Origin of the sequence: Paenibacillus sp. RC73, from assembly GCF_044908085.1 — a bacterium.
Lineage (GTDB): Bacteria > Bacillota > Bacilli > Paenibacillales > Paenibacillaceae > Paenibacillus > Paenibacillus terrae_A.
Map to the genome: position 1 here is coordinate 204,325 of NZ_JBIYCV010000005.1, position 23,949 is coordinate 228,273.

The 23,949-nt window shown below is 42.9% G+C and carries 17 protein-coding genes and 1 pseudogene; 5 read left to right on the forward strand and 13 right to left on the reverse strand.

The window, feature by feature from the left end:
* The first annotated feature begins 15 nt into the window (after positions 1 to 15).
* A complete protein-coding gene (locus ABH897_RS14085) occupies positions 16 to 1,008 on the forward strand; it encodes a carbohydrate kinase family protein (RefSeq protein ID WP_283656032.1) in 993 nt (330 codons plus the stop codon).
* 78 nt (positions 1,009 to 1,086) lie between these two features.
* On the opposite strand, the gene ABH897_RS14090 is transcribed toward ABH897_RS14085, so the two are convergent.
* Positions 1,087 to 2,781, reverse strand: coding sequence for a CocE/NonD family hydrolase (locus ABH897_RS14090; protein ID WP_283656031.1), 1,695 nt, complete (start codon positions 2,779 to 2,781; stop codon positions 1,087 to 1,089).
* Between the two features lie 513 nt (positions 2,782 to 3,294).
* Positions 3,295 to 4,269, reverse strand: coding sequence for a nitronate monooxygenase (locus ABH897_RS14095; protein ID WP_283656030.1), 975 nt, complete (start codon positions 4,267 to 4,269; stop codon positions 3,295 to 3,297).
* 348 nt (positions 4,270 to 4,617) lie between these two features.
* Between ABH897_RS14095 and ABH897_RS14100 the strand changes: the two genes are divergently transcribed.
* From ABH897_RS14100 to ABH897_RS14110, 3 genes are all read left to right on the forward strand, one after another.
* Positions 4,618 to 5,202 carry a TetR family transcriptional regulator gene (locus tag ABH897_RS14100; protein WP_404592244.1) on the forward strand — a complete coding sequence of 195 codons (585 nt, stop codon included), beginning with the start codon at positions 4,618 to 4,620 and terminating at the stop codon, positions 5,200 to 5,202.
* 168 nt (positions 5,203 to 5,370) lie between these two features.
* Positions 5,371 to 7,533: an amidase gene (locus tag ABH897_RS14105; RefSeq protein WP_404592246.1), complete on the forward strand. Its 2,163-nt coding sequence runs from the start codon at positions 5,371 to 5,373 to the stop codon at positions 7,531 to 7,533.
* 1,145 nt (positions 7,534 to 8,678) lie between these two features.
* Complete coding sequence (locus tag ABH897_RS14110) at positions 8,679 to 9,077, forward strand: hypothetical protein (RefSeq protein WP_404580080.1); 399 nt, start codon at positions 8,679 to 8,681, stop codon at positions 9,075 to 9,077.
* 564 nt (positions 9,078 to 9,641) lie between these two features.
* On the opposite strand, the gene ppsA is transcribed toward ABH897_RS14110, so the two are convergent.
* The 9 genes and pseudogenes from ppsA to ABH897_RS14155 form a co-directional block, all read right to left on the reverse strand.
* Positions 9,642 to 12,257 carry a phosphoenolpyruvate synthase gene (gene ppsA / locus ABH897_RS14115; protein WP_283656027.1) on the reverse strand — a complete coding sequence of 872 codons (2,616 nt, stop codon included), beginning with the start codon at positions 12,255 to 12,257 and terminating at the stop codon, positions 9,642 to 9,644.
* A 1,161-nt stretch (positions 12,258 to 13,418) separates the two neighbouring features.
* A complete protein-coding gene (locus ABH897_RS14120) occupies positions 13,419 to 14,933 on the reverse strand; it encodes a helix-turn-helix domain-containing protein (RefSeq protein WP_283656026.1) in 1,515 nt (504 codons plus the stop codon).
* Between the two features lie 114 nt (positions 14,934 to 15,047).
* Positions 15,048 to 16,061, reverse strand: coding sequence for a FecCD family ABC transporter permease (locus tag ABH897_RS14125; RefSeq protein ID WP_404592248.1), 1,014 nt, complete (start codon positions 16,059 to 16,061; stop codon positions 15,048 to 15,050).
* Positions 16,058 to 17,059: a FecCD family ABC transporter permease gene (locus tag ABH897_RS14130; protein WP_283656024.1), complete on the reverse strand. Its 1,002-nt coding sequence runs from the start codon at positions 17,057 to 17,059 to the stop codon at positions 16,058 to 16,060. Before ABH897_RS14130 ends, ABH897_RS14125 begins: the two co-directional genes overlap by 4 nt.
* Positions 17,060 to 17,305: 246 nt before the next feature.
* Positions 17,306 to 18,292 (reverse strand): ABC transporter substrate-binding protein, encoded by a 987-nt coding sequence (locus ABH897_RS14135; protein WP_404592250.1) that lies wholly within the window; start codon positions 18,290 to 18,292, stop codon positions 17,306 to 17,308.
* A gap of 115 nt (positions 18,293 to 18,407) precedes the next feature.
* Entirely contained in the window at positions 18,408 to 18,671 is a 264-nt protein-coding gene (locus tag ABH897_RS14140; protein ID WP_404580081.1) for a ferric iron reductase, read from the reverse strand.
* Positions 18,604 to 19,080, reverse strand: coding sequence for an IucA/IucC family C-terminal-domain containing protein (locus ABH897_RS14145; protein ID WP_283656022.1), 477 nt, complete (start codon positions 19,078 to 19,080; stop codon positions 18,604 to 18,606). The genes ABH897_RS14140 and ABH897_RS14145 overlap by 68 nt, the downstream gene beginning before the upstream one ends.
* 332 nt (positions 19,081 to 19,412) lie before the next feature.
* Positions 19,413 to 19,574 (reverse strand): ArsR/SmtB family transcription factor, encoded by a 162-nt coding sequence (locus ABH897_RS14150; protein ID WP_283656261.1) that lies wholly within the window; start codon positions 19,572 to 19,574, stop codon positions 19,413 to 19,415.
* A gap of 37 nt (positions 19,575 to 19,611) precedes the next feature.
* Positions 19,612 to 19,839: pseudogene (locus ABH897_RS14155) on the reverse strand (MBL fold metallo-hydrolase); the annotation flags it as partial.
* Positions 19,840 to 20,379: 540 nt separating this feature from the next.
* Here ABH897_RS14155 and ABH897_RS14160 point away from each other — a divergent pair.
* Positions 20,380 to 21,303, forward strand: a complete 924-nt coding sequence (locus tag ABH897_RS14160) for a S66 peptidase family protein (RefSeq protein WP_283657924.1) — start codon at positions 20,380 to 20,382, stop codon at positions 21,301 to 21,303.
* A gap of 773 nt (positions 21,304 to 22,076) precedes the next feature.
* On the opposite strand, the gene ABH897_RS14165 is transcribed toward ABH897_RS14160, so the two are convergent.
* Entirely contained in the window at positions 22,077 to 23,294 is a 1,218-nt protein-coding gene (locus tag ABH897_RS14165) for a sialidase family protein (RefSeq protein ID WP_283656020.1), read from the reverse strand.
* Positions 23,295 to 23,339: 45 nt separating this feature from the next.
* The gene (locus ABH897_RS14170; RefSeq protein WP_283656019.1) at positions 23,340 to 23,705 is read right to left on the reverse strand and encodes a hypothetical protein; all 366 of its coding nucleotides are present in this window, start codon (positions 23,703 to 23,705) and stop codon (positions 23,340 to 23,342) included.
* Positions 23,706 to 23,949 lie beyond the last annotated feature (244 nt).

Genomic DNA, 23,949 nt, shown 5'->3' on the forward strand with positions numbered 1-23,949 from the left:
AAGAGGTGAATCAAAGTGAAAAATGTCGGAACAGTTCTATGTGTGGGCGAGCTGCTCATTGATTTTTTCTGTACGGATATTGATGTCAATCTTGCCAAGGGTCAGCATTTCTCCAAGCAGGCCGGCGGTGCTCCGGCAAATGTGAGCGCAGCCGTAGCCAAGCTCGGAGGAAAAGCGTCATTCTTGGGAAAAGTCGGAGCCGATCCGTTCGGCATGTACCTGAAGCAAACTCTGGATGAGCAGCACGTGGATACATCCATGCTCCTTTTTGATCCGGCAACGCCGACTACACTGGCCTTTGTTTCCCTTGCCGCTAACGGCGAACGGGATTTCGTGTTCAACCGTGGAGCTGACCGTCAGTTGTCTCTGCAGGACATTGATAGGGAATGGACCCGACAGGCTGCCATTCTGCATTTTGGCTCGGCAACGGCCTTGCTCGCCGATCCTTTCCGGGAAGCGTATTTATCTTTATTGGACGAGGCGAAGGCCAATGGGCAATTCACCTCCTTTGATCCCAATTACCGGGGGGACCTCTGGAAAGACAGGCTGGAGGAATTTATCGCACTGTCCAGAAGAGGAATACACAATGCGGATTTGGTAAAGGTAAGCGAAGAGGAATTAAACATCATTACAGGGCTGGCTGACCGCAATGCTTCATTGGATCTTTTGCATGGGTTCGGAGCCAAGACGGTGGCAGTTACCTTGGGGAAAGAAGGAACCCTCATCTCAAGCGGTGTCTCCCGTTCGCTAATCGGCAGTATTGCTGTCAAATCAATCGACTCTACCGGTGCCGGCGATGCCTTCGTCGGAGCTATGCTGTATCAAATCAGTCAGCTGAGTCAGCCTAAGGCATTTACCACCAACCGGAAGCAGCAGCAGGAATTTGTAACACTTGCCAATCAAGTCGGCGCCATCGTGTGCACCAAAGTTGGAGCGATTGCAGCCTTGCCGTCGATGGAAGAAGTTAAGCGTTTCGTAGAGCAGGGTGAATCAAGGATTGAAGCGTAAGAACAGCAAAAGGTGTCCGACGATCCTAAGGTCGCTGGACACCTTTTTATGTAGAGATCCATTGCTGTTGTACAACGTTCAAACGGAAGGAATAACGGGAATTATTAAGTAAGAGTCGTATTCCTCCCCAGTATATATGGTGTGCGTTCCCTGATTAATATAGGGGCCACTTGACATTTCAGGAAATTCGGGGCGCTTTAAAAGTTCGACTCCGGTGATAAGCAATTCTAGTTGTTCCCCGGCATGCCATTTCATCCCCATTGGCCAGAATCCAATTTCTACAGGAATAATCTCTCCGGGTTTAAGTTTTTCTTGCGTTTTAAAGCTTTGTACTGGCTTTTCCAGTGTTGATTTCGTTGCATCAAGTTGGCGAAGAGATACTCTCATCCGCCCGCTAGCACCGGCATAATAACTGTCGTTAACCATTTTGATTGGGAGTTCCTTACCACTTGCATCTAGCTTCCTTACAAAAGCGAACACATCCATATCATTAGAATCTTCTGTGGATACCCATAAATGCAGCTTCATGTACCCAACAATTTCTATATCCTGTTCAAAGGATACCTTAAACGATACCCCTTTCTCATCAGCAGTATACTTTAATTGGGCCTTTTTCCCTGCAGTATCTTGGCTTAACGTGCCGAAACTGGCATCCAAGTATAGTTTCATTAATTGTTGTCGTTCTAGTGGGAAGTCCTCCTCCACCCGATTCAAAATATCTTGGTGACCTGGATTGAGCACAGCTAAACGGACCTTGGGGGTGTTGTTCCAGCCATTCTGCTCACCCTTGAGATAATAACCAAAGAATTTTCTTAGATCTTCGACATGTTGTGGATTGTAGTAATCGGGCCATTCGAAAGTGTTATGAATCCGAAGCCACTTTTCCTTAGATGATATTCGTTGCCAGCCCTCGAAGGTACCATAAGTGTGTAGAAGGTTCGTATAGCTAGCAACAATATAGGCAGGCACCTCTATGTTTTCCAAGGTTGGTGCTTTATCTTCCCAGTATTCATTCATTAGCGGATATTTCCGCATCATGGCAGGGATATCTTCATAACTTGTATTTCCGGTAAAGGAGCTAAAAATCGTTTCAGTAAAAGAGAAGTCGGGTACCCCGCCTTTGAAGCAGGTCTCCCTAAATATATCACAAGCGCCTTCCCAGGGGGCAATAGCCGAAAGATGAGGCGGACGGTAAGAAGCAACATTCCATTGTGAAATGGCTAGCCACGAATTTCCCGTTAATCCTACCTTACCATTGCTCCACTCACGTTCTGCAACCCACTCGATTACATCGTATTCATCCTCAGCCTCCTGTTTGCCCCAAGCATGAATGTTCCCTTCTGAGTTAAATACGCCACGTGGATCAGGATGAACGATGGCATATCCATGGTTTACCCAATATCCCGGATTAGGACCTTCAAATTTATTAAGACCATCTTCCTCTTCGGGAGCAACATCCATACGCCCCGGAAATAAATCGAGGGATAAGACACTGCCTCTCTTCCCATAAGGGCTCCATACGACAAGCGTCGGTACATTCTTTTCATCTACAGGACGAAATATATCAGTATAAATAGTCGTACCATCCCTTAATTTCACCGCAACATCACGTTCACAGAGAATATCGCATGGAATAGGCTGTCCATCTGTACGATGCACGGTTCCTTTCTTTATAATACTAGCGCTTGGTTCAAACCCGGGATATTCTGACTGTGAAACTGGTTTTGATTGCCGATATATAATTTCGACATTACTATTCTCTTTGTAAAACATTTCATAAACCTCCATTTATACGTGTGATTTCTTTTAGCATTACTAATTTTAATCTTAAAAATAGATGTATAAATTGAATGTGGTTTTGTAGAATTACTAATCATGAGCTCCTTTTCCACTGTCAATATATAGCGTATAAGGCGATGATTAATCTTTCGACCTTTTATTTATATTTTCAAGATAAGTATGATCTTCTAGACAAGCTCGGGAATCGCATAATAGATGAGTTTTCCAGTTGTATTGTTGATCAATCAGTGTTTTGAACAGGGAATGAATAATTCGTTTCGAATATAGAAATGGTTTACCGCTATATTATTTGTTTCATAGCTTTTAGAAAAATTAAGGCAACCGTCCCCTACAGAATTCTGAGGAACGGTTGCTAATTAATAGATTCTTTTTAGTTTTGTCTAGGTGACAATGGTATGACCATGTCGTCTGGTTTTATAGTTAAGATAGTGTAATTCCATTAACTTCTGTTTCTAAATTTCACCTTTGAATTTAAATATATAAACATCAAACTACAAACTTAGTTATCTTAGATATTGTTTCATAGTATCCTTCTAATACATCATTTATAATATCTTTTACACTCTTAATCTCGGTTATTAATGGTACTATTTGCCCCACCATAATAGCGCCCTTCTCTTTAACATCACCTTCGATCATTGCCCTTTTTAAAGAACTCTCAGAAACTTCTTTTAGTTTTTCTGCTGCCTCTTTTTTGCTGTAATTGTTTTCAATTTGAGTCATTTCCTCTGAAAGCTTGTTCTTCAATTGTCTGCATGGCTCATCAGTAGAATATCCTGTTATCACTGTCTCCATATCACCAGCTTTTAACATGGCATCTTTTACATTTGCATGTACTACTGTTTCATCTGCGCACATAAATATGGTTCCCATTTCAATACCATCAGCACCAAGGGCAATAGCAGCTGCCATTCCTCTTCCATCTGCAATTCCACCAGACGCTACAACAGGTATAGATAAGCAGTCTGCTGCTTGTGGAACAAGAACCGTTGTTGCTTCATAGGTAGTATGTCCGCCACCTTCCCAACCTTTTACAATAACTGCATCTGCACCGGCTTTCTCCGCAGTAATTGCATCTTGAATTGTACTTGCTTTTACGATTACTTTTATTCCTAATTCATGCCATATAGAAAAGTATTTTTGGGATAACTCTAGATCAAGGTCCAATAGTGTATCAGCATAAATCACTGGCGGTTTTTCCTCTGATGCAACTTTTGTTACATGATCTAATAATTCAGAAGTCATAATTACATTGATACCAAAGGGTTTACTCGTCATATTTCTTGTAGCAATAATCTGTTCCTTTATAAAATCTAAAGGAGCAAATCCCACTCCTAATACACCAAGACCTCCACTTTCAGAAACCGCTGCAACTAATGGTGCTGTTGAAACCCAAGCCATAGGTCCTTGGATAATTGGTTTTTCAATCCCCAAAACTTCACATAACCGATTGTTAGACATAAAAAATTCTCCTTTTTCATACTTATGTTTTCTTTTATGGGGTTAGAATGTCGATAGTAGCTTGTAATTAGAATTGATACATACAAAAAAACTCAATGTCAGTCGTTAAATAAGGTATCAGTCTTGCCCCAACACTCCAACCGTTTTATGATTTTAAACAAATATTTGTTTATATTAAGATTATAATAAAGAAAAAAGATCCAGAATATCAGTAAGTTTCCCCCTAACTGTTGCTTAAACAACAGTTTTGATAGCTTGTGTTGTTTTTTAAAAAAATCAAATTAATACTATGTAAAGTTATGAATTGGAGAGTGACATATATTGAATGAGATAACGGATTTACGTGTTGTGAAAACACTTGAAAATATAAAACATGGGTTTGCTAAATGCATTAGTCAAAAAACCTTTTCATCTATTTCCATAAAAGATATTACTACAGCGGCAAGAATTAATCGTTCTACATTCTACAAATATTATGAGAATAAATACCAACTAAGAGAATCACTAGTCAAATCAACATTAGAAGAACTTTCAAATAATATCAATCTAGCATCTTTTAATTTTGAGAAGAATAGAATGAATGAATCTTTGGATGCTTTAAGAAAACAACTCCAATTTATGTATGATAATAAAGATTGGTACCTTATATTGTGGAATAAAAATATTGAGTTATATATCTTTGAAGATATGGCACACACATTTGAAAGGAGAACCAGGGAATGTCTTCGTAAAAATAGCAATGGAACAGAAATTACGAAGAAGGAACTTTCAGAAAAGCAGGAGTTATTAACTCGCTTGTTTGCATCATCTGCAATGACAACGGTTAAATGGTGGTTTGAATATTCGCCCAATATGACTCCAAAGGATGTAGCAAATATTATTATGGATAATATCAAATTTGGAATGCATCATACTTTTTTTCAAGTTCCATGAACTGTTAATAATCGTTAGCCGAACTTCCTCGCTTTCTACATAACAAAAATTGACATTTTACATGAAAATAAGTAATATAATTAGAAACATTTATACTGTAAAAGAGGCTTTTCTCATTCCCATCTATTCAAATTCCTGATCCTACCTAATTTAAGGAGTGAAAATGCTATGTGCGCACGAACGCTAAAAGCGAATACAAGGAATGTAATCGGTAACTATTGCAAATGGATCGCAGTTGGTATGATTTTAACTTTCACGGGATGCCCGCTTGCATCCGCCGCTCCTTCACCCTCATCCTCAAGTAAAACTAGTGAACCCGCCTCCTCCCTAGTTACATTTCAATTGCAAGAGGCTACGATTGCTCAAATGCAGGAAGCGATGAAGTCAGGCGCACTGTCAAGTGTCGAGCTCACCGCCCTGTACCTTAACCGTGTATATGCCTATGATTCTAGTGGCATTCGGCTGAATTCCATCCCTGTTCTGAACCCCGATGTACTAAAAGAAGCCGCTCAGGCTGATCAACTAAGGGCACAGGGTATTAAAACCGGGCCTCTGCAAGGCATCCCCTACACGGTTAAAGACAGCTACAAGGTTAAGGGACTCACTGTCGCTTCTGGATCTCCGGCTTTCAAAAACCTGATGGCAAAGGACGATGCCTTTACAGTAGAGAAGATACGCAAATCCGGTGGGGTGCTAATTGGTAAAACCAACATGCCGCCAATGGCAGCAGGGGGAATGCAAAGAGGCATTTATGGCCGTGCTGAAAGTCCGTACAATCCAGATTATTTGGCTGCAGCCTGGTACTCTGGCTCCTCTAACGGATCTGGCGTATCAACAGCCGCCAACCTCGCTGCCTTCGGTATGGGGGAAGAAACGGTATCCTCTGGAAGATCACCAGCATCTAACAATGGTTTAATTGCCTATACGCCATCGCGGGGCCTAATCTCCATTCGAGGGAATTGGCCGCTCTTCCCTATACGGGATGTCGTTGTCCCACATACGAGGACTGTTGAGGACATGCTCCGCTTGCTTGACGTGATCGTTGTAGAGGATAAGATCACCAAGGGCGATTTCTGGCGAGAACAGAAAGCCGTTCGGCTCCCTTCTGTCAACAGTGTCCGTCCCAAATCCTATTTAGAGCTGCGAGACATTCAAGCTTTGAAAGGCAAACGCATTGGCGTTCCGAAAATCTATATCGGTAAGGACCATGAAACCTCAACTCCGATCAAATTCAGACCTTCGATACAGGCATTATGGGAAAAAGCTGTAAAGGATTTCACTGCTCTTGGAGCAGAGGTTGTGGAAGTTGACTTCCCCTTGCAGGCGAACAGCGAGAAGGACCGGGCAACAGCGAAAACACCTGAAGAACGTGGTTTGATGCCGGCAAAGTGGGTTGAAAAGGAATTCGGGCTGCTTAATCCTTATGCAGCTGAGGAATTCCTTAAAAGTGTGGGCGATCCGAATTTCCCGTCATGGGCTAATATCGACCCTGCAACCGTCTTCCCGAATCCGCCCGGTTCGGTAGATGCCAAACGTGGCAGAGACCTTGGCCACTATGACGTATTCATTGAAACCATAAAGAAAGGCGTCACCCCTTACGAACAAATTCCTCAGTTTCATGAAGGGCTACGGGGGCTTGAAAATGTACGAAAGATTGATTTTGAAAATTGGATGAAGCAAAACAACCTTGATTTTATTGCATTCCCGGCAAATTCGAATATCGGCAAAGCTGACTCCGATGTGAATGAAACGTCCTATGAGGAGGCTTGGGAGAATGGCAACTATTTCTCCAATACGAACTTCATTCTACGCGAGTACGGGATCCCAAGTGTGTCTGTGAGTATGGGCGCTATGAAGGATACCGGTATGCCCGTTAATCTGACGATGGCAGATGCCGCATACAGCGATAATGACCTGCTTCGTTACGCTTATTCCTATGAGCAGGCGACCAAAAACCGTCCTATTGCAGCACGCACGCCAGCGCTTGAGGATGAAACCTTTTCCTATAATCCGCAAACTGCTCTCCCACCCTCTAAACGCAAGGAAACAGGAGCCCCTGCACTTAAGTTGAGTGCTTCGATCAAGGACGATGTTCTCTCTTTGGAAGGTTCAGTCACAGATCAAAGCGATATTGCGCAGCTTAAAGTTTATGTCAATGGCATTCGTGTTGTTATTACAGAAGATAAATCCAATTGGTCAGCAACGCTTCCAACTACTAAATACAAACAGGGTGGTGCCTCCCAAGCCGATACGCTGCATATTCTCGTGCTGGCCAAGGATATTTACGGAAATACCTCTGCTCAAGTCAAGTCTGTCACTTTATCCCAATGACAAAGGACATCATAGAACTCACTATAATTGTGGGTTCCCTGACCGTGAGGTTCTCATTAGGGAAGCTATCGCTGCAGCTGGTCTGAGCGACGGGATAGTTGAGCTTGGCGGGCTGGAGGTTGGTCAGATGAAGCTGTAACTTCCAGCTCTTTAAATTCTAATGCAACTTGGCATGCTGTAGCCTTGCTGTCTTGTTCATCGAACTATCGTTTCTCGATAGCTCAATCACTATTTGGATATTTTTAATCAAAAAGAATATTCATGTATTAGTGACTAACTTAATACAGCCTTGCATTTACCGCAAATATCGTAGGAAATACGCTTCTATCTCAAGAAAAGGGGCGTAACGACAGATTAACGATTAACGGCCGCATCCAATCTCATAATCAGGGAAATAAAGGAGTGACCCAATGTATCATGCAGTTTTTTTCTGATGATAGGCATTCGCTACGAAGCTTACCCATATCCCGATAAAACAAAATAACAGGTTGTCCATCCCCATACTCCAGCTCTGTTTCATGGCGTATCCTTCGTAGGCTTGGAAGATGAGCGGCATCAAAGACACCACGGGAATAATCCAAAATGTCTGCCTGGTCAATAAATAACCCATCATAAGACTGGGAAGCAAGTAATCGGCTTGGACATGAGTTCGGGATGGATAACCAAATTCACATAATATGACCCGCCGAGTAAAATCTCAGCAATACAAAACCACGTTTTGTTCATCTGCCATTGCGGAAACCAAAAAAACATAGGAACAAGAAAGGCTGCCGACAGCCAGATGACCTCCCATTGAACTTGGCCCAAATCTCCAGGTACAGTCAAGATTTGAAAGACCAGTAACAGATAATGATAAGAACATTTTCCACACCCAGCATACGAAATTTAATGAGCTGTCTCCCGCCACAAGAAAATTTTAAGACATTTTGAAACGAAAATATAGGCCTGTTTTGTACGGGAAAATAGGCTTCCAATCCTTCCTATGCAGCTTTGTTGATGGCTCTCCTTATTAAATCAATAGTCCGACTGAGTTTATTAATGATTACATAGCATTGGCTACTGGCCAAGGAAACTGATTAATTCATAGACTTTACTATCATCTAACTCCGAACGCCATCAAAGTTTTGCCTGGATTATATTTTTTCTTGGCTGAAACTCGCGAGGAAGCGCATGAATTACATAAGTCAGCACATGCGCATTTGAGTATGGAGCGCAGACATGCACTGCTCAAGTCAGTGCTTAGCCTTGATTTAAGCAGCTTTGCTTTGGATCATCGCGTAACTGCCGATATGCTTCCCGATCCGAATCAGCCAGTCCGCAGCCGGACACATGCTGAGCTTTTGCGCCAGTATATTATAAACCATCAGCCTACAGTGGAAGATGTGTTGGCAAGGCCCGAGGTCGTCGGATCTGCTCATTGGGTTTCCGTTGGAACGGTTGAGGACGTATTGAACGATATTATTGAGCGGTTTGAGGCTGGGGCTATTGACCGATTTATAGCTCTTCCGGGCGGTTCAGAAGCGAATATGCAGGTTCGACTCTGAGGGCACATTTGGGTATTTAACACCTGATACTGTCGAGGGACAAGAACTTGTACCTATTGCCGTAAAGGACAAGAGATTTAGATCGGATCAGCTATGTATAAATCATTGTGTTGTTTTGAGAATAATATTATTATGCTTCAATGAACAACATAGAATCGCAGCAAGGGAAACCGTCGAATAGTAATTAAAGAGTCCATCAAAGGATCAAACCCAGAATACATTCCATAACCGTTAATCTTCCTTTCATAACTCCTAAAGGCTCCTGATTATTGTTACACATTAAATAATGTGTTTTTTCGATCATCAAATAAATAAGTTCTTAAAGTACACCCCCAAAATTAAAATCATTTGATTTTTTTGGGGTGCTTTGTGTCATAATTGCTTTCGACGTGGTGGTCTGCGTCATTGAACTAACACCTCCATTACTGCAATAGATTTACTGCCAATTACCCAACTAAGATGGGTAGATAAAAGGACGAACAGGGTAACCGCCCTTTTATCCATGACAGGTTGCATTTAATGCTGTCCATTATGACAGAGGCTATTACTTGACGTATTCAGCCATTACAATATTTCGATATACCCTTCTGTTCCATGCACGCGAATTCGTTGCCCATCTTTTATCAGTTTGGTAGCATTCTCCACTCCGACAACTGCTGGTAAGCCATATTCACGTGCGATAACGGCTCCATGGGTCATCAGTCCACCAACTTCGGTGACTAGGCCTTTTATGGATACAAACAATGTTGTCCAGCTAGGGTCAGTAAAGGAGGTGACTAAGATATCTCCATCTTCCAGATCAGCATCTTCCATGTTTAAGATGACACGTGCTCGTCCCTCTATAACTCCGGAAGAAACAGGTAGACCTACAATAGCTTCGACTGGGAGATTTTCTCGTTTGTACTCACCTGTAATGATTTCACCATCTGACGTGATAACACGTGGTGGAGTTAGTTTTTCATAAAACTTGTATTCGTCTTTTCGTTTGCTGATGATCTGGTAATCCAGTTTATTTGTGCGTACGACTTCGCGAAGTTCTTCAAAAGTGAGATAGTATATATCTTCTTTTTCATGAATAATGTCCGCTTGTACGAGTTGTCCAGCTTCTTTCAGTAAAGCCTGCTTATAAACAAAGTAGCGATTAATCATGCCGTATTTTGGATATTCCCGATAACCGCTGAAATTCCGGATTAAGTCGATCATTCGTTTGGTTTCTTTGGTTTTTTGTTCACCATCCGGTAATTGCTTCAATCTATCTAATAATTCTTGTTCTTTTTTCATGGCTTCCTGTCGCCCTTGCTCAAATTTCCGATGGCTGGCATTAGGCTCAAAGTTTTTGATATTACTGAGAATCATGGGGACCAGTGTAGTTAGCTTTTCACTCCAGCGGGTTTTAGTAAGATCGATTTCTCCGCTGCATCGCATTCCGTATTTATTGAGATAAGCATAGATAGCGTCTTGAGTTTCCTGTCCACCATCAAACTTAACCAGTTCATCCAAAAAGTTACCATCTTTTACATGTTGTAAATAATCAATCACTTCTGGATAAGGACGAATCACATCTGCGACATCCAATAGCGCCAGACCCATTTCCGAAGTAATATTGTTTGGTACAGATTGAGAAAGCGTGTCTGCTACGTTTTTTTCACCTAACCACATGTTCATCTTTTCATTGATCCATGTTGAAGCATCCATAGCAGCCATAGTCACACCCAAACTCTGAGGGTCAAATAAAATCTTCTTTAATTGCTGGATATCCTCTAGAATAAAATCAAATAAATCTGATCCTGATTTCGTTTGGATGTTTTGTTTTAACTCTGCTATCGATGTTTGACTACTCTTAATCAAATCAGAAACGATTGTCGGATTGTTTTCGGTTTGTGCTTGAAAACCCGCAGACGGCAACCCTTTATTGCTTTTACTGGGACTCAGTTCTTTTTTGTTATGTGGTAACGTCTTTATAAAATCTCCTCGCTCTATTATGGTCATAAGTGCGTCTTTTATGAGCGGATCGGATTTCCCCAAGGAATCTATTACCATTTTTCTGCTGACAGGCGAAGCCAGATTTTGTGTAACATCAACAAACAACCTCCCGCCAGCTTTTCGCATGGGTGCTGGGGTCGTTAACAGGTAAAAAGACAATCCTAGTGGTTTCATGGGATCCGTCATCATTTGTTGGTGACCGACAGATACGTAAACGTGATTTTCTTGATCTTTCGCTTCAGGGATCGGGTATAAAGTCGTGATTGGACGACTCTGGACAATATAAAAAGTATCATCAACCAAACACCATTCGATATCTTGTAGGCAACCAAAATAAGCTTCGATCTGTCTTCCGATGCGTGCCAGTTGTAAAATTTGTTGTTCAGTAAGTGTTTGAGTCTTTTGCTGATCAGGATCGATCTGTTGTGTCTCTGTTCCGCCCTCTTTCCGTCCATAGATAGCCAATTTTTTGGTTGCTATCCTCTTATCGACGATTTCCCCTTCCTGTACTTTATAACAATCGGCAGATACCAAGCCAGAGACCAGTGCTTCTCCAAGTCCAAAACTGGCATCGATTGATAGCAGCTTCCGGTTGGATGTAATCGGATCAGCGGTAAATAAAATTCCTGAAGCCTGTGGGAAAACCATCCTTTGAACGATAACGGATAAATAAACTTGACTGTGGTCAAATCCATTTTGCATACGGTAGATAACCGCGCGATCCGTAAATAGGGAAGCCCAACATTTGCTGATATGCTGCAAGATTGCTTCTTTGCCGATGATATTTAAATAGGTGTCTTGTTGACCAGCAAAAGAGGCATGTGGCAAATCTTCAGCAGTCGCACTTGAACGCACTGCATAAGCATGTTCCTCGCCAAACTGGGAGAGATAGTGAGTAACTGCTTTCACAACATCGGAAGAAATTTCCACTTTCATAATGATTTGTCGAATCTTCCTACTGATTTCACCAATTTGATCTCGATCTTCTACTTTTAGTATTGTTAGTCGATCCAACAAAGCATGATATGTTTCGTTTTGTTCAATGGCTTTTTGATAACCCACTGTTGTAATACAAAAACCTTCTGGTACTTGTACTCCTTCAATTTTTGATAACTCCCCTAAATTTAACCCTTTTCCGCCAACGAGAAAAAGCTGCGTTTTTTCCATTTCTTGAAAACCGAGAACCAAAGAACTCATTCAGCATTTCTCCTAACCATTAAATTGAGAAAAATCATTTGACAAGAGTTTACCGGCATGGTAAAGTTGAAATATAAGATGTATTAATTATGTCTATGAAAATTATAAAAGTCGTAATCCGATTATATCATCGTGTCTGTTTTATATGCAATATAAAAGAACCTGATAAAACTATCCAGGTTCTTTTTTGGTTTCCTGCTATCATTAGTCACATCAAAAACCATGGTTCGAGCCGAACTCAGTCACTGCATAGTTCCCTAGCGGTCCTATGCAACCTAAGGAAATCCTGAAGTTGCGTCGGGTTCTTATTGAGCTAACCTGCCCGTTAGTTCAGCGAACGAAGCGCGGCTACCTCACTGAATTTTTCTCCTACAGTTCTTCATTTATTGGAACTTTTCAAACTCATCCTGAGCACCTACGATTTCTTATATCTCCATTTTCACTTCATAAAAATCCGTCGGGAATGAGATAATGTTCTTATCACCCGACAACTCTTGGACTTCGGGAAACAAGCAGGATATCGGCCTACTGGATGCTCCTGCTTGGTCACGAGTCCGCTGCTCTTTCGCGAGTTTCTTATAACATTATAAAGACACTAAAAAAGTGTCCCCTTACGGAGGCACCACAACTAAGCCCGAAATACTCGGATCTTTGTTTTTCCGATGGCATAATAAATTTATTGAACCATCCTTAGCAGTCTTATAGTCATTAATCCTATTTCCAATGCTTCTAGTAAATATCATATTATTGTTATAGCATAACAGCGACGTTAACTTTAATGGTTTTCTAAAACCTTAGAGTACAAGATTCTGGCTAACCTGATAATACGAAAAGCCGCCATCGTGGCGACTTCTATGCGATATACCAGATAAAGAAATCTCCATCGATGGTTACAGTGCTTTCAGCTCCTTTTACTGTCAAAACCTGCGAGTACATAAAATCGGGTTTGGATGCGAAGTAACGTTTACATTCTTCCAAGGGTATCGCTCGGATTGGCGGCTTAGAAATTTAATTTTTTACATATTCCTCAACATGCTTTTGAATCAGTTTTTATTCAGTAGTTGGATTATAAAGTACGAACATCGCTATCCTCTGAGATGCGAATGAAATGCTATAGTTAGCGTCGTCCATTTGCACTGACTTATTATAGAATTCAATACGTTACTGAAGCTTATCTAGCAATTCATTCATAATGCGTTGTCTGCCTAAAGGTGTCCAGCTCATCACGAACCAATTGGGAATACGCTGTACTTTTTCATGCCTCACCGCCGGAATCTGTGGCCACACGGACGTTCTCGTCAACTCGTGATAGAGTTTTTCGCTGCCAGCAAGAACATGATGTTGATGGATAAAAAGATGCTCTGTCTCCAATACAGGCATAGATTTCGGTTGCAGCTCCATTCGCCACAGTTCTGCAGGAGCCTGGTTGCCTGGGCGCAGGCCGAGTTCCCCGTATACCAGCTCATTCAGCGGGTGGTTTACCCTCCCCTGAATTCCAATCGTCCGGTGGCTGACTTGCATAATAGTGATGCGCTCCTGGCCCAAAACACGGCGCAGCGTCTGTCCTGTTGTCTCAATCTGCACATCCAGACGTGTCAGCATCTCAGAGGCCTCCCGTTCCCGGTTGACCAACTCAACAATTTTCTCGAAGTTACGTTTCCAGTCCCATACAGAGAAATCCAGAAATACTGGTGCAGCCGTTTGTTTGAACTGCTCCCTGAACTCTGTGTGGTAATGGTCGGCAATGATCATATCTGGATTGGACTGCTCCAATTCCAGCAGCTGGCTATGCAATCGTTCTGCATACTGTTCATTGCTCTGACCTGGATACTGGAAGAGATCCACCACACAGACAGGCTCTATTCCAACCGATTTCAGATGGTCGTCGAATCCCAGCGAGGAAGCTACAGCAACCTTTAATCTGCCCCGCTTCATATATAATGTTGGTGACACTCCCACCATGCGCTGAAACATGCGACTGAAATAAAATTCACTACGAAAACCGACCGCAGCCGCCACTTCCTTCACCCGACTGTTCTTCACATTAAGCATCTGCTTCGCCCGGGTCATACGCACATTGCTCAGATACTCGACTGGGGGCAATCCTGTTTCGTTTCGGAACAAACGTGAAAAAGCAACCCGCGGCATACCACCTGCTGCTTTAGCCAGCTGTTCAATGCTTACTTTGTCCGTATAGTGCTGCTCCATATAAAGGATGCTCCGTTCAACCCGTTCATCCATTAAAGTAGCAAGCTGTTCCGGTTCATTCTGCACGATATCTTGGATCAATTCCTCCAACTGAATCCTCTGCCCCAAGGAATCCCGGCTTCGTTCCTGCCTGCTGTGTTGATACAGCTGAACGATCTGCTGAAGGATCTGTTGAGGGTGATGCACTGCAATATACCCTGGCGAGAGTGCACCGGATAATGATAAGGAAGGTATGGCATCATATCTTCCTTTGGTCTTCGTAAGCCTGATTGGTTCAAACCAAATTCCATAATATTCATACGTACTGCCTTGTTCAGGGAATTCCACGATCATGCCTGGTACGAGCAAGTATAACTGAAGGGGACGAACCTTCTGTAGTGTACCATCAAGCACAATAACACCTTCGCCCTCTGTAATGAAGCATAATATGAATACAGAAACCCGAACATGTTTGGCTTTTCGGGTCATTGGAAACTTCCTTTTACGTACTGAAGATAAAAGATAGATTAGATTGGCTTCGTTCACATAGGACGGCATTAAAAGATGCACCAGCCTTTCTTACATTCTGAATCCTTTTCTTCATTATATAGCTCTGCGCCGTAACAGCAAATAGATCATATAAGGTGCTCCGATGAAAGCAGTAATTAATCCGGCTGGAATCTCATACGGAGCGAACAATTTTCGTCCTGCGAGATCTGCAAGCATTACGATCAGCCCGCCCAGCAACGCTGCTACCGGCAAGCGGATCAAACTACGGCTGCCTACCATATGCTTCGCCATGTGTGGTGCCATTAATCCAACAAATCCAATGGTTCCTGCCATCGACACCGCAGATCCGGCCAGTCCTACACTTATTAGAATGAATAGAACTCGCATCATTTCCACCCGAAGACCCAACCCTGCGGCCGACTGCACATCCAGCAGAAACATATCCAGAACTCTGCACATCCATATTAATAGAAGTAACAGAATGAGTAACCAGGGTAACAAAGGCCAGAAGTGTTCCCACGTTCGTCCATATAGACTGCCTGCCATCCACACAGAGGCCTGGGAGACCCGAAATATTTTGCCCACGGTCAGCAAATAAGTGATTAACGCACCCGCCATCGCGGATATGCCTACACCAATTAGCAGCATGCGAACAGTAGAACTCGCCTCTCCTTTTCTCCATGACAATCCGTAGATTACAGCGGCAGCAAGAAAGGCTCCAGTGAAGGCGATCCAAGGCATATCACGCATCGGAAAAGAAGGAACCAGTACCATGATGGCAACTACCGCCGCTGCTGCACCCGAATTCAGTCCGATAACTCCCGGTGAAGCGAGCGGGTTCCTCGTAATCACCTGCAAGATCGTTCCCGCCATTGCGAGACTGCACCCAACCAGGAAACCAGTGAGCACCCGGGGGAGTCTTAACTGATGAATAGTGAAGTGATATTCCTGATCTCCCCTACCCATCAAGCTCCGCAATACTTCTCCCGAAGGGATAGAACGATCTCCTAAAATAACATTAAGAACAAGTGTTCCTGCATTCAACAGAATCAGAATCAGAATCAGAATGATTGCGATTGCGCGTCGCTTTATAATAGAAGAAATCACATCGATCTTTCCTTTCTTTGGGCTAGATAAATGAGGAAAGGAGCACCGAAGAAGGCTGTGACCACTCCAACGGGAATTTCCTGCCCAGGCAGTACAAATCGCGCCCCAATATCAGCCGTGAGCAGCAACAACGCCCCCAGAACAGCGGAGTAAGGCATTACCCAACGATAGTTACTGCCCGTTATCAGCCTTGCAATGTGTGGAACGGCCAACCCAACAAATCCAATCGGTCCTGCAAGTGCCACTGCACTTCCAGCCAGCAGAACAATGGCGATAATACAGATCATTCTGATCATCATCATCTGCTGCCCCAATCCTTGGGCAACTTCATCTCCCAGACCCAAAATGTTCAACTGGCTGCTTAGTGCAAACGCACAGATCATTCCAATGATCAGATAAGGCAGTACCTGAATGAATAGATCCAGACCCCTGCCTGTCAACGAACCTGCCAACCAAAATCGCATCGTATCCAGGGATTGCTCATTCAGTATGAGAATACCCTGGGTCAATGAAGCAAAAAGTAAATTCAACGTAGCTCCCGCCAGTACCAGCTTTACTGAAGTTAAGGGTTGTCTGCCCGTGGAACTGAGAAGGAATACCAGTATTCCTGCAACCGCTGCTCCCAACAGAGCAGACCATGCAAATAATTGCAGGGATGTGGTTCCCAGCCAAAAGGAAGCAAGTACCGCGGTAAGTGCTGCGCCATAATTGATACCGAACAGTTCAGGTCCTGCCAGGGCGTTGCGGCTGATCGCCTGCATTAAACATCCAGCTACAGCCAGTGAGCTGCCAACCCCTGCAGCGATAATTGCTCTTGGCAGCCTAACGGTTCGAATGATTAGGTGTTCACGGGAACCATCGAACGAATAGAATGCATCAACGACAGCACGCAATGGAATCTGTACGATGCCGAACATGATGCTGAATAGAAACGTGAGAAGTGTTAACAAGATTATAGTCGCTAAACCAGTGAATTTAATACCGGTGTTCGTGTTCATTGTTCGGCCTCCACCCTGCTTGTTGCTTGATTATGTAGTTATAAAAAAACGGATACGTAAATTTTTTCCCTCTATTATAATAGGAGATGAGTATAATGAGAGACGAGCAGTATGCAGAAAAATTGGATCGTCACATTCGACGACCCAATTCTACGGTTAACCTATGACCATGTTAAAGCATGAGCGAAGGGATAACGTGCTGCTTCAGAAATTCATTTTTAAGAAGTGTCTCAGAACGCTTAGCTCTTAATTGGCCACAAACGTATTCAAGTCATCGACTACTTTGTTCACGGCTTGAATACCCAGTCCGCTCATCCAGTACTCCCAGTCAACAGGGTGCACAGCTTGATTCTGAACCCCTTTCAATGTTGCCCACAGCGGACTTTTCTCCAGCTTGGCGAAGGCATCAGGCTCACGGTTGAACCAGAAGATGACGTCACCATCAAGATCGGCAATCTGTTCTTCAGTGATATCTTTGGAGAAGCCTGCATCCTGCTGTACTGCGGGACGAACAATTCCGACGTCTTCCATAATTGTACCTGCAAAGGTTTCTTTCAGATAGACCTGAATTTTGTCTTCACGTGGACGGAACAACGATACTTCCTTGACATCCTTGCCCGCAAGTGCGGACTTCAATTCCTTAATGCGATGCTGATATGTATCCAACAGTTTCTTACCGTCCTCCAGCTTGTTTACAGCATCGGCATGAAGCTGCAGATTTTCCTTCCACGTTACACCCAATGTCTCAACAAACACGGTAGGGGCGATTTGTTTTAACTGGTCATGGATGGCATCATGTGTATCTTTATTACCAATGATCAAATCTGGCTTCAGTGCATCAATGGCTTCCAGGTTCGGTTCATTCACAGATCCGTTGTTCTCGATGCCATCAGTACCTTTTAGATATACCGGGTAAGGATCTCCTGCCGTCAAGATTGAAGGTGCGCCTACAGGCTTGATGCCCATTTCCAGCAGATTATCCAGAGCTCCAATGTCCAGTACAACAATTCGACTGGCTTTCGCAGGGACCTGAACATCCCCATAAGCATCCTTAATCGTACGTGTATCACCAGTATTGGCTACTGTTTCTTCCTGTTTGGTGTCCGTCGGTGCCGTTTCCGCCGCAGTACCCGAACCGAAATTTCCGCAGCCCGCGAGTAGCAGCATAAGTACAGCCAGCATAACCGAATGGACCCACGGTTTAATCCCCATTTCCTGTCTCTCTGCTTGCATTGCAATTCAACCCCTTGATTCTATTTAATAACCCAATTAATAATGATTATCATTATTAAAACAATATCTCATAATTCCAGTTTCTGTCCATGCAATATTCTTTTGATCTCATATACTATTTTTTAAATTCATCCTTATTCAATCCATATTTATACATAAACGTATGTACTAATGGATTCGGAATCTGATGAATGCGCAATTCATCATCTGGAAACAAACGGCGCTTCGTCAATTGCTCTACCCCGATCTTTGGATCAAACAAGGAATACAGCTCGTACCGTTCGTTATATTCAAGGAATCGCAGCTGATAGTCACCAATGATCCCGCGAACCCTGTTCCAGAAGTGATGTTCTGTGACCTGATAATGCTCTTGCATCATGTATAAAATCTTGTACTTCTACCGGTTTATCCGTCTCAAGGAATGAATTGCGGTTCAAACGACGGTGATATTCCAGTACTTCAACAAGGATTGGACAAGAATCCGGATCCGCAAGTGACTTTTTCATAAACCGGATGTCATCGTGAAAATCCTTGAGGGCAATGCGTGAGGGCTTGCCTTTCCTGTGAATGAGCAGCATATTTTGTGCATGCGACTCCAGTGCAATACCTTGAGCGAACAACCAGTGAATCAGCGGTTGTACAGAGGTCTGTAGCAGATCAGACAGCCATTCATCAGTTCCATACTTTTTCACCCAAGGATCAATCACCACCGGGTGTCCATCATGGTCCAGCGTAACCAGCGCATTGAAAGGAATCGCCGACTCGTCAGGTTCAAGCAGAGGATACATACTTTTCCTCTAGATACAGGAAAACACACCATGCGAGAGATGTTTTAAAACACCGGGTATATGGCTAATAAAGATAACCAACCGAAGCTACTTTATAAAGGTTACGAGCATGGCACTTTCGCTTATACGAGTTTTGAGTTCTAAGTGTTACGTAACAGTAAAGCCATCAAGAATTTATTGATGGCTTTTGTTATAACTCACCTACAGCATGTCTTCAAACTCAAGCAAGCCACACCACGATGATGCGATTCTAAAAGGGTTCCTAGCGACAAGTCTACTCTTCTGAACTATCTGGAGCTTCCTGAGATTCCGTTATAAATAAATCGATATTTTCAAATAGCTTTATAACCTTGAATATCGCTTTTCATCACATTTATGAAATAGTAATTTTTCGTTCCCTCTTTTACAACTTCAATCATGTTTGCATCTTTCAAAACCTTTACATGGTGAGATACAACTGGACGAGATAAGTTGGTTTTTTGTAAGTTCGCCAGGTTTTAAGTTCACCTGATAACTTCATCTGCCCATATATTTAATCTGATCTCCACGTAAAGCGGTATGCCAGCCTGTATCAATTAGAACAAGCCCTTTGGGATGTTCAATCAAATAGCAAGAAACTGGAAGTGTGATTTGGTGTTTTTTTAAGCGGAAAATGCCTGTGGCTGCGAGAGGGTTCCATGGTTTCTGCCTGAATGGAACCGCGATATCAACCTGTACTTGTCCGCAATGTAATATGTGAACCTTAATCGAATCGGACATCTTGCGTCTCTCCTTTAAGGCAATAGAGATGGATTGACGTGTTTCACTCCCAATGCTGTTAGGCTTTCGTACAATCGCTAAATTTTTCTACCATGCGTTTAGAGCCTTCTGATTTGTGTATATTGTTCCTTAAGGTTTTTGTCCCTCTACTGCTCCTTTCGAACTCATCTCCAAATGAAGTGTTTTTTATTGCGTATGCTGTACTATTCCTCTTACCTGACGTTATGTGGTGATATTTATGTCAATAACTCATGATGTAGGAACATTTGTTCATTTTTTACGTGACAAAAATTTACCTACATTGAAAAATAAAAAGCCTGCTATTAAGGGCTTTTGGTGTTAAAGATATGTAGGGGATTTTGAGTCATTCGACCTTAATCCCCATATTCCCCCATCTAATTATTAATATTACTTTTATCCCAAAGTGACTTAATATAACCGTTAGCTCCTTTTCAGTACTGTGCAGCCGGCTTTGCTAATATAATCTAAAGACATAATATCACGATGGCTTCTTTATTTTCAGGAAAGGAAGATAAGTATATGCCGATACGTCCGCCAATATTGCAGAGAGGTGATACCGTTGGAATCGTTACCTTGGGTAGCCCGCTGGATGCAAATATAATTAATGCACGGATCGAATCTTTGAGAGGAATGGAGTTCAATGTCGTATTGGGTCAATATGTATATACGCAAAACGGGTTTCTAGCCGGCACAGACGAGCAGCGGGCATCCGATTTGATGATGATGTTTCAAAACAAGCAGGTTAAAATGATACTTCCCACCAGAGGCGGTACAGGAGTGGCAGGAATTCTTCCATATCTTGATTATAATGTGATCCGGAATAATCCAAAAATTGTTACAGGCTACAGTGACATAACGGTAATGTTAAACGTACTGCATCAATATGTGGATTTAATAACATTCCATAGTCTGCTGCTTATTGACTTCAAATCCGAAACGCCCGCCTATAATTTCGACCAGTTTTTTTCCGCTACAACCTTATATTCATTAACCCGGCCGATCCTGAATCCTCCGGGAATTCCGCTGATAAGCCGGGTTCCGGGCAACGTTACGGGTCCGCTTGTGGGCGGTAATCTGACATCGTTTGTCGATACGTTGGGTACGCCTTTCGAAATCGATACACGGGGTAAAATTCTGGTTCTTGAAGAAACACATGAACCTACCAATACCGTCTACAGGTACTTGAATGATTTGAAGCTGGCCGGAAAATTTCGTGACTGCATCGGCATTATTATGGGGGAATGCACAGGTTGTCAGGCGGCATACGGCACATCCTATGAGGATTTAATAAAAGAATTCGTTATACCTCTTGGTAAGCCCCTGATAACGAACCTTGCAACAGGTCATGGTCTTTATAAAGCGGCTTTGCCGATTGGCGCAACGGTTAATCTCAATACAGTCAATAATTCAATAACTGTGGTTGGACCCACCGTCAGTGTATAACCATCGATTCATAGGGGCAGACGAACTGCTTCACAATACGTTAATATTGCCAATATTAGCAACTGTACTAACGAGATAACAGCAAAAGAAATAGTCTATTAACGGCGTTAAAATTGTATTTGAATTCGGGAGACCAATCATTCGAAAAGGTCTTCAATCAAACCCGCAGATACATTCTTTTACCCGTTTTTACATAAACCTCTGAATTGAGCTTTACCTGTTTGTTTGCCGTTCATTTGCAATCAAGCAATGCACTGCAGCCCCCGATTTTCCGACGTCATCCCGCCTTCCGGCAAACTTGCAATCTCCGGGGAAAACAGCATGATCCCCTGAAGAAAGGCTTCTTTATCTTAATAGAACCACTAAGGGGCTAACCATCGCTTCTTGCCATCCCATTTCAATCGCTCAGTGGATGAAAAAGGTAATTGACAAGAAGGTAATCCGTGTTAAATGTAGGGATAGCGAAGTTGTTTGTTCCCCTTTGCCAACATGGCAAGGGATATGGCGGACTCTGCTTCAATTCGTGAAAGAACGCAGCCCAGGAACAAAACTAGGGCTGGTGGTACCTGTTAGACCGGTAGCTCTAGTTCGACCGCCGCTTCGGTCCAACTAGAGAAATGGGAGTCACTAACGTATATTCTCTGTGTCATCTGAATCACCAACTTACGTTGCTTACAAGTCTCTTTGTACATTTTTTTCGTATTCCTTAACACGTCATTAGAACGTAGGCTATTCATTTCGATTCCTGATTTTCTGTGTGGATCACTTTTTCGTTATTGGTTATCGCCAAACCAAATGTTTTCAGTTCCTGTCCGTGTGTCTGTCCAAACGGTAACAAGACGGCCTGTTTGAGGGACAATGGCATTACCAATGTAGTCTCCGATTAGGGGAAGGCCTGCGACGCTAAACGAAGTCGTCGTGATACGGGTATTTGTAAACGTTATTCCACCGTCCCTCGATGTAGCAAGAAAAACGTCAATATCAGGCGGATTTAATCGATTGGTATAATAGGAAACGAACACCGCTCCATCCGTTGGGGAGACGGTGATGGCCGGGAAAAAGCTCTGGGACCCTACCGGACTGTTTGTAATAGGCGTCGGCGCACCCCAATCTACGCCAAAGTTTGTGGAAGTTGTTATAAATATATCGGAATAACCTTGCCGAAAGTCTTGCCACACTGCATAAACATTTCCTTGGGACGTTGGTGCGTTTGAAATGTCCGCTGACAAGGAGGGATACGTTAAGCACCTGAATTGGTATCCCGGTAGTGGCGAAGGTGGAACAACCACCGGAGCAACCATGGTTTCCGTCTTGAATGTTGTTCCTCCGTCTAGTGATGTACGCGTATTAAATTCGGAATTGCCTGGAGGTTGGGTAATCCAACCTACGATAAGAATTCCATCTAATGTGATTGCGATTCCCGGAAATTCTTCAAACTCGGTAATTGAAGATATGAGGCTTGGGCTAGAGTAAGTGTTTCCCCCATCTAGGGAACGATTGAAGAATATTGTATTTCCCGGTATAAATTGCGTGTTGTAATCGTGAGTATAACCCGTGTAAATATTTCCGAAAAACGGGCTGGACCCTGCCTTATCGGCGATAACAACCACCTGATCGTCATTGACAAACTGTCCAAATCCCTGGTTCACAATAACTGGCGGTCCGAACGAAGTTGCATTGTCGTTAGAGGCATAGGACACAATCGTTCCACTGAGACCGTCCGAATCAAAGGCGTGAGCTGCCACTACGAACGAATTGGGGAAAAAATAATCAATATGAGGCGCCTCTATGCCAGCAAACCCGGTCGGTAAAGGGAGTAACGTCGTGCTCCATGTTGCGCCTGCATCAATTGACTTGTATAAGCCAATATTCGGCGGTCCTGCACTGAGATCTACAGCCACCGCCACCATAACGGAGGGATTTAGCCAGTTTACCGCGATGGTTGGCTCAAACTGAGCGCTAGTACTTGGCGAGATTTGGACGTTTACCATAGTTACTCTCCCCTTCTATATTAATGAAACTGCGGTTACTTTAATTTATGGGTTAAGTTGGGCAATTTGAGTGAGTTCTTCTTGCAGCACTTTTTGATGAGGAATTACGTTTCCGGATGAATCCGTTCCGAATACAGTGATGACAGTATCTGTTGGAACAGTGCCTGTAACAAGAAATTGAACTTCGTAAGAAGTATTACCTGCGATGTTGAAACTAAGAATTTGATTAGTATTCGCATTGATCGTCAGGGAATTGGAATAAACCAGTGATTTACTCACCAAGCTATTCCATACGTAGATGTGATAAACAACGTTAGATGAAAAACTAAGATTATCATTACTAATGTTGATTACAAGGTTCGATGCAGGGGTCGTTCCCGTATTTGTAATTATTCCAGTTGTTAAAGCCATGAAATCACTACCTTTCAATCCGTTTTTATTACCATATGAACTCCGGGTCCAAGTGTGTGGACAATGTTACAGGGCTTTCTACCTTTTTTATCTGTTAAGGTTTCCATTGATGCTACGAGCAATCCATTTACAAAAGCTATATTGAGCAGATACACTACTCTAATTGAGTCTTGAACTTTAGCCGAGTCATACAACCAAAATCTGTACCTGTACAATTGAATAGAAGGCTGGAAATGTTGCTTGC